This is a genomic window from Aequorivita sp. CRS11 (genome assembly GCF_059693805.1).
Genome location: NZ_JCATIG010000017.1, coordinates 1 through 6,820, shown reverse-complemented (window position 1 = coordinate 6,820; position 6,820 = coordinate 1). Strand labels below are relative to the sequence as shown.

At 32.2% G+C, this 6,820-nt stretch carries 5 protein-coding genes; all 5 read right to left on the bottom strand.

The annotated features are described in order from the left end of the window. Positions 1-258: 258 nt before the first annotated feature. Positions 259-1,464 carry a DNA cytosine methyltransferase gene (locus AC58DT_RS15420; RefSeq protein WP_497217698.1) on the bottom strand — a complete coding sequence of 402 codons (1,206 nt, stop codon included), beginning with the start codon at positions 1,462-1,464 and terminating at the stop codon, positions 259-261. Further along, positions 1,461-4,211, bottom strand: coding sequence for a BpuSI family type II restriction endonuclease (locus tag AC58DT_RS15415; RefSeq protein WP_497217697.1), 2,751 nt, complete (start codon positions 4,209-4,211; stop codon positions 1,461-1,463). The genes AC58DT_RS15420 and AC58DT_RS15415 overlap by 4 nt, the downstream gene beginning before the upstream one ends. 1 nt (position 4,212) lies before the next feature. After that, a complete protein-coding gene (locus tag AC58DT_RS15410) occupies positions 4,213-5,865 on the bottom strand; it encodes an Eco57I restriction-modification methylase domain-containing protein (protein ID WP_497217696.1) in 1,653 nt (550 codons plus the stop codon). After that, on the bottom strand, positions 5,858-6,157 hold the full coding sequence (locus AC58DT_RS15405) for a helix-turn-helix domain-containing protein (RefSeq protein ID WP_408024685.1): 300 nt from the start codon (positions 6,155-6,157) through the stop codon (positions 5,858-5,860). Before AC58DT_RS15405 ends, AC58DT_RS15410 begins: the two co-directional genes overlap by 8 nt. 384 nt (positions 6,158-6,541) lie before the next feature. Beyond that, on the bottom strand, positions 6,542-6,820 hold a 279-nt coding region (locus tag AC58DT_RS15400; protein ID WP_497217695.1), incomplete at its 5' end, for a hypothetical protein.

Below are 6,820 nucleotides of genomic sequence, written 5' to 3'. Positions count from 1 at the left end.
AAGTTCGTCCAGAATTTTCAGTTTGAAAGGTTCTGAATACCGTCTGATCACTTTGTCATTTTTGTACATAATGTTTAAAATTATGTAGCCTTTATTCAGGACGGGTCAAAATGCACCACAACGGTCTAGTATAAGAATAGTAGCGGATTTTTAAGCACTGACTTTTCGGTTAAGCATAGACCTTTTTTAAATTTTCTTCCTTTCGTTTTAACGATTAAACCGCTATTATTTTTATACATTGTTGTACACTGGCTTTTTTCATTCAGTTTGGTTTTCAGCGTTGGCAAAGACATACTCTTTGACAAGTTTTGGATTGTGCGGTTGGTTTTTGAGCGACTTGGCAATGTGTATGGCTTTAGTGTATGGCTTTTCAGTCAAATATTGCAATAAATATTCCGCCCAAGCTTTTGATAACAAAGGAGGAACTGCATTTCCCACTTGGACGTAATAATTTCTCTTTGTTTTAGATACCAAATGAAAATCATCAGGAAAAGACTGAAATCTTAACCCTTCCCTTATTGTAATCATTCTATTTTCATTATAGTGAATATTACATCCAATATTCGGTCTATTAAAATGTGTGTTTAAAGTATAATTTGGTTTTTCAGGGTCAAGTCTACCATAAGTTGTAGTTCTTCCTCCAGTGCTTTTAAAATACATTATACGTTTAGTAGAAACTTCATCAGGAATATCCATATAGTTTCCACCAGGCTTTACGTGTTTAATTATTTCTTTGTCTGTTGGACTTGAATATGGAATAATTTGCAATGTTGTTTCATTTGAGTTCTTGCGCATTAATGACTGATAGTCACAAATTGGCTCGTGCTTATATTTAATATTTCCATTTTCTGTCGGAGATTCTAAATCGGAAATTGCTTCAAATGACGAAACCCATTGTTTTTTATCAGGAACATTGTCAAAATGAGTTTGAGTTGGTGCAGTAATATCAGTTCCTGACTTATTTCCTATGATAAAAACTCTTTTTCGTTTTTGAGGAACACCATAGTCAGCTGCATTCAGAGTGTGTATGTTTATATGGTAACCAATATCTTCAAATGCTTTTTTTAGATTGTCAATTACTTTTGAGCCATCAGATGCCTTTGAAGACTTTATACCTGTAACATTTTCAAATAAGAAGATTTTCGGCTGAACTTTGTTCACTACATCCAAATAGGAATATACTAATGCAGACCTATTGTCGTTAGGGTCTCTTTTGCCTATGCCAGAAAACCCCTGACAGGGAGGACCACCGATTATTATATCCGCTTTGGGAATAATGTTTAAGTCCACCTTAGTAATATCTTCATTAATAATATGGTCACCAATGTTCAGTTTGTATGTTTCACAAGCATCTTTTAAAATATCATTTGCCCAAATGATATCGTAACCTGCTTGTTTAAATCCTAAATCCAATCCGCCACAGCCAGAGAATAACCCAACTACTTTAATATTATTTTTTCTCATAATCTTCTATCTTCTACTAGGTCAGCTAAAAAGAGTTCGAAGAAATCTGTTAATTGATTTACATTTTGAAACCCTAAGCTGTTTTTATTAAAAATAATGTTTGCAACTTCTAAGTCAAGTTGCCTTCTTGAAGTTGTAATTCCTTCATCACCACTTACTGTAATTTGTAGAGAATTAAAATTCTCAAATTCTGAAACAACAGAGTCTATTTCAGCCTTAGTGAGTTGCCTTAAATCTGGAACTTTTAATTCATCAATATGAAAACCCTCTAACTTCCTTAGTCCTTCCTGATTGTTTGAATGTATCTCAAATTGTATTTGACCGAAACAAGAATTTAAATAGGCTGTTATAAACTTAATCTGACTTTCTTCAGAAATTGTCGAATTAGTATTTCCATTTGCAAAATCTGATAGGTAAAAGAAATTTGTAGATAATACTACAGGAGAGGAAAATGGGTTAAAATAACAAGTGTGTTTCGTTCTTTCTGCTCTTGGAATTAAAATATCAAAATTCACCTTATTTCTGTAAGCAGCGTTAACAATTCTCTTCCACTTATCAGAATTATTTGTATTATTTGTCGTGTAAACTGAATTGAGCGAATTATCTGTTTGGTAAGCTACACCCAGTCCATTAGCTGATGAATCATCATATCGATTTGGAAAATGAATTGCTGGTTCTTTTTCTAAATCAGCTTGTTCTAAAATTAAATTTCTAGTACTTCTACTATTTTTTATACCATAGCCTTTATTGGAATTATTAATACCCGAATATGGCGATTCATTAAAATTGGGGTAAATTATCGTTGAACCTCCACTGTTTTCTGCACCACCACGTTTTTTTGTGTTAAAAAATGTATCCAAAGGTTCTAGAAATGATAGAGAGTCTAAGTTTTGAAACTTATCTTCAGGGTCATTGAAATACATTTTCCAATTAGTGGAAGGGTTTATATTTCTATCTGTAACTTTTAAAGTGTAATCAGATGTGATTGTAGTAGTATTTGTTGAATCTAAGATTGATTTTATATCATTTGGTCTAGACAACAAATCAGAATCAATGATTCTTAAAAACTTAATATCTGATGAAGGTTGTTTATTTAAAACAGTAATAACCGTTGTAACTTTAAAATCTTCAAAGTAGTTTCTTGGATATAAAATAATCGCATCAACTTTGTCTAAAATAAATTGTTTTAAGAGTTCACCTTCTTCATTATTTAAAAACTTAGCCATTAAAATAAACCCAGCCTTTCCTTGATTGTTTAAGTAATGCCAAGCGTAATTAACGAAGTAGAAATATAGATTGGGTTGAGAAGCAAGTTCAACATAATTAGTTTGACCAGTGCTTGTTATCGCATTATGCATTAAGGTTTTGTCCGAACTTGTGATAGGAGCATCAGGGTTATCGTTTCTTAAAAACGGAGGATTCATTAATAAGACATCGTATCCCGAATTATTGGAATGATTAAATGTATTTCCGGTAATAATGTTTGCATTGGTTGCATTATCAACTCCTGAAAGATTTTTTGAAACTAATCTAAATGTAGCCAACTGAGCTAAAAAAGGGTCAATTTCAATACCATTAATTTGATTTAATAACTGATTATGAGTTAGTGTATTTCCGTTTGTTAGATTTAAAATGTTAAGATAGTCGTAAGCGGCATCCAATAAAGCACCATCTCCAGAACACGGGTCTAGAATTGATGAACTTGGGTTGTCAATTGTAACTATGGATAACAATATTGACAATTCAGTGTCCGACATAATTTTCCCCTTTTTATGAAGGGTTTCTTTGTCGTAAACTTTTGAAGTTAGAAGATTGAAAATATATTCAGGAAGAGGATTGTCGGAAACAGCTTGAGAACCATAAGTGTTTAATGCCTGAATAGTATTTTTAAAGTATTGAATAATTACTGCGTTAAAGTTTTCCGGGAAAATTCTATCAGAAGAGTTTGGGTGATTTGAAAAAACTTGATTAAAATCTAGTTGTAAAACTCGACTAAAGTTGTTAGAAAGTCTATTGGTAAATGTTTGTAAATTATCATTTTGAGACGGAAAACTTCTAAAATAACTTTGATTAGGGTTGTTAGTTTGGTTGTAATAATCTTTTAAATAAGTAAAAGCTAAAAGTCTAAAAAATTCATATAAAGATAACTCGTCAGCGATTTCTTTGCTATGACTAAGACCATTACTAACACTTTGGTAATTTTGGTAAAAGGTATCAATTATAGGTTGCCAGTTGTTATCCCAATCAGGTTGTGTTCTATTATAAATTATTGGTAAAAGTTGCTCAAAAGTCGCTTGAAACTCAATACTAGTTTGAGTAGCGTCACGAGTTTGAGGATTGAAACGAGTGTGTGATTTAGGGTTTCCTTTTAAAATACAAGTTGATATTGGACCTTGTCTGTCTGCAAATAGGATTAGCTCTTCAATATTTGTTAAGCAAAAGTATTTTGGATAATTAGGTTCCCAATAAGGTGAAAAATCAGAGACATAAGATCTAGATTGATTTTGGAATCTTTGAGATGTTACATCACGTGCAGTTTTCTTTACCTCAATTACAAAAATATATCTGTTAGAGGCTTTTAATTTAATAGCAAAGTCAGGAATAATAGTACTGTTAGGGATAGTAGGGTGATGCTCTAACTCCAAAAGTGAGTCGTAACCACAATTTGTAATAGCGTTATTTATTGCAGTTTCAACAACTGGATGGAAGCCTGTAACTTCATCAGAGTTATACCATAGGTTTATCATATTATTTGATGTATTCTTTTAGTTCATTTATTAACTCATTAATCCCAATAGAGGAGTTATTGTAATTGTTATATTCTTTTAATAAAATAGTATCGATTTGCCTTATTATTTCATTTTGTTGGTTGTCATATCGTTCCGAAATCATAAGTGATTTGCCTAACCCCTCAAGCTCTTTGATAGAATCATTTGAGATATTGTTTATATCAATGACTTTAATCTCTTTAAATTCATAAAGCTGTATTTTTCTTAAACCGTTACCTTGACTTCTGGAGTTATTAAGAATATTTAATCTAGTAAATGATGAGTTTAATATCGCTAGATAAGCAAACTCTGACTGTTCAATATTAACAGAATAGAAATTATCAGAAGAAAGATGTTTATTTGGGTTGTAAATAAAATCGATATTGTTCCTTAAATAGTAATTGAAAATAAAATTTCCAGACGATTTTATTTTAATGCTGTACCAATTTTTATTTTTTTTAATCTCTCGTTTTACAGCTTTATATTTATCTGATGGAGTGTTAAGAATCTTGGTTTTTACGGAATCTAAATACTCTTTTGTCGAATCAGAAATTGAACCATTAACAGCCAAGATAAACGCATTTTCTTTACTAACACTATATGTCTTTATTCTCGATACATTCTTAACTATTGGTTTAAGCTCTGGGATTTTTTTTTCGGAAAAAATGAAGTGATTATTTACAATTGCAGAAGTGCCACGCTGAATAGGTTTAGAAACAACGGAATTAAGTGTTTTAAACAATTTTGATTTAAAATTGACTACACTAGAATTGTTAAAAGAATAGCTTAATAATTCTTTTGGTCGAAGATTATGAGCTTTATTCCTTAATCCATTATATGTTTTTAAATCGTTTAAGTCATTTAAAGAGTAATATGCAGTCGATTTTCGACTATTTTTAGTTTTAACAAACTTGATAACTGTTGCTCCAACTTCGGCATCATCGAAGGCACTTTTCTTAAAGTGATAAATACTCGCTAAATGTCCTAATTTCAGGAATGATTCTTTTAAAAATATGCCAAAACTACTATAAAGCCAGCTATCATAAATGACGGCTACCATTATTCCATTTTCCTTAAGGTGTAAAATACTTTTAAGTAAAAAGTAGATATACAAATTTGATTGAGATGGAACAGTTGAAAAACTAGATGATAGTTCGTTTTTTATATTTGATTTAGAATTCACTCCATTTGCTAATAACTCTTGTCTCACATATGGAGGATTTTGAATTATTAAGTCGAACTTCTCCGTAGAATCTAAATCAAAAAAACTTCCTTGAATTAAAGACCTTCTGGCTTCATCATAAAAATTCTTAATTTCTTCATCAATCAAATTTTCATCAATTTCTATTCCTTTTAGATAGCAATTTGAAATTTCCTTAGGTAGAGCCTTGAAAAAAGTGTTTGGTCCAATGCAAGGGTCAAGAATTTTAGATTCTGAACTAATATTCTCCTTTAGTAAACTAATCATAAACTTAGCAAGAATAGGAGGGGTGAATACTTGCCCTAAATTTTCATTTTTTTCAGGTTTTTTAGATATAGTTTCAAAATCCTTCGAAAAAAATAATTCCAATTGTTCCTCAAATGATTGAACAAGTTCATCAACTTTGTATGGTTCAGAAATTGTATTAATCATTATTAATGGTTTTGTATTTAATCTGTTCTTCTGCAGCTTTCAAGGCATTTAAACCTTCTTTTTCATTTTTAACAATGTCATAAATTTTAGTAGCAATCCATAGAGCCTCTAGTTCCTCAAATGAGAAATTGAAAGTTTCACTAATAGTTTTCAGATGTTCACGTTTTATTGCTTTTTGGTCGTTCTCAACTTTACTTAAGTATCCATCTCCAATTTCAAGAATAGCGGCAAGCTGTCTTTGAAACATTCCAGAGGATTCTCGTAATTCTTTGATTTTTTGTCCGAGTGTCATTTTACCAAAATTAGACTTGACTATTTCAGGTCAAATCTAATAATAATTTTCGGAAATGTATTCAGAAGCGTTGGAAAGATTTTAGCTCTTTTGGTTTTTTAAGTTTTGGCTTTTGTGTCGGCAAAAACCAAATGTGCTAAAATGTGCGGCTGGGTTTTCAGCTTGTGTACAACATGTTTATATACGCATGTTTTTAAAATCTTATTGCTGCTATCCCGCACATGTACGCAACAGCATGCCTTCCCAAATATAAAGTTTATTTCCCAATCACCTGCATCAAGGTTTCCACCTTAGTTTTCAACAGTTTGTTTTCCTCCTCCAGCGCGGCNTTATTGCTGCTATCCCGCACATGTACGCAACAGCATGCCTTCCCAAATATAAAGTTTATTTCCCAATCACCTGCATCAAGGTTTCCACCTTAGTTTTCAACAGTTTGTTTTCCTCCTCCAGCGCGGCTATGCGCTCCTGTAGGGGCAGCGTGGGGTCTGGGGCGTTGGTGGTAAAGTCTGCCGGCAGCTGGGCGGCGAGGTCCATAAAGAAGTTGTGCTTTATTACCAAACATAGCTCCCAAAGTAGGGAGGTCTGCATGCTCTCACTTTTTTGATATTTATAAACAGTGGAATAGCCTCTGCCCAAATGTCGGGCAATGGCCGCCCTACGCAG